Genomic DNA, 1,060 nt, shown 5'->3' with positions numbered 1-1,060 from the left:
TGCACGCACCAGCCGTTATTGATGAAGCTCTTCACCATGTTTGACGCGAAGGAGAACGACGCGCTGGTCCACAGGTATTTCTCATGATCCGGGCCTTTCACCTGCTCAACGTAGTTAAAGCTGCGTACTGGTACGGTGTCCGGGCCATACGGCAGACGCCCCAGCACGCGCGGCATCACGAGGCCGATGTAGCGGGCGTCGTCGGTGTCGCGGAAAGATTTCCACTTGATGTACTCGGCGCGGTCGAAGTAGTTGCCGATATCCTTAATCGCAGCAACCTCTTCCATAGAGTCTTTCAGGAAGAATTTCGGGCCGACAGAGCCAATAAACGGCATGTGTGCGGCGGCAGACACTTTCGAGATATTGCGCAGCAGCGCCACATCCTGCGGACTGGCGTCAAATTCATAGGATGAAATCACTGAGCCAATCGGCTCGCCGCCCGGGGTGTCGTATTCGGCGGTATAGGTGTGCCAGTAGAGGCCGCTCTGGATCAGTTCCGGTGCATCCTCAAAATCCTGGCGCAGGTCATCCTTGGAGACGTCCAGAATTTCGGTTTTCACATTCTGGCGGTAGTCGGTGTTGTCCACCAGCTGCTTCAGGCCGCGCCACAGGGACTCCACCTTCTGGAACGCCTGGTGATGCATTACGGCATCCAGCTGACGGCTGATCTGGAAATCCAGTTCGGCGATATGGTGGTCAATCAGCGTTTTGTCGAGCTTCTCCACGGGCTGACCGGATTTACGGATGCAGTCCATAAACACCTGCATCGCCGCCGTCAGGCGTTCACCCGCCGGCGCGTCAGAAAGCGCGGCATCATCCAGAAACGCATTGATATCACCCAGGCTCGAGGCCGGAGTCAGGTTGATTTTTTCAAACAGGGAGGCGTAAACGCCCTCTTTTTCCAGTACGATGGTCTGCCCCTGCGCGGAGGCGGTTTCACTATTCACAGACATCAGCATATTCCCGGTTAATCCATCAAATTACACATGCCGCTTATTTCGGGGCCAGTGCACTCATTTCGTCGCGTAATTCCTGAGACAGCGCCGGGTCCTTAAGAATT

The 1,060-nt window shown here is 55.7% G+C and carries 1 protein-coding gene and 1 pseudogene; both read right to left on the bottom strand.

What is annotated here, in order from left to right:
• Window positions 1-959 (bottom strand): type VI secretion system contractile sheath large subunit (gene tssC / locus ACOT1A_RS24575; protein ID WP_232935644.1); only part of this gene is annotated, 959 nt, incomplete at its 3' end.
• A 34-nt stretch (window positions 960-993) separates the two neighbouring features.
• A pseudogene (locus tag ACOT1A_RS24570) lies at window positions 994-1,060 on the bottom strand (type VI secretion system contractile sheath small subunit); the annotation flags it as partial.

This window comes from Enterobacter cloacae complex sp. SYL003, assembly GCF_049236925.1.
Taxonomy (GTDB): Bacteria; Pseudomonadota; Gammaproteobacteria; order Enterobacterales; family Enterobacteriaceae; genus Enterobacter; species Enterobacter intestinihominis.
The sequence above is the reverse complement of the archived record's forward strand: the minus strand, read 5'-3'. Positions and strand labels throughout refer to the sequence as shown.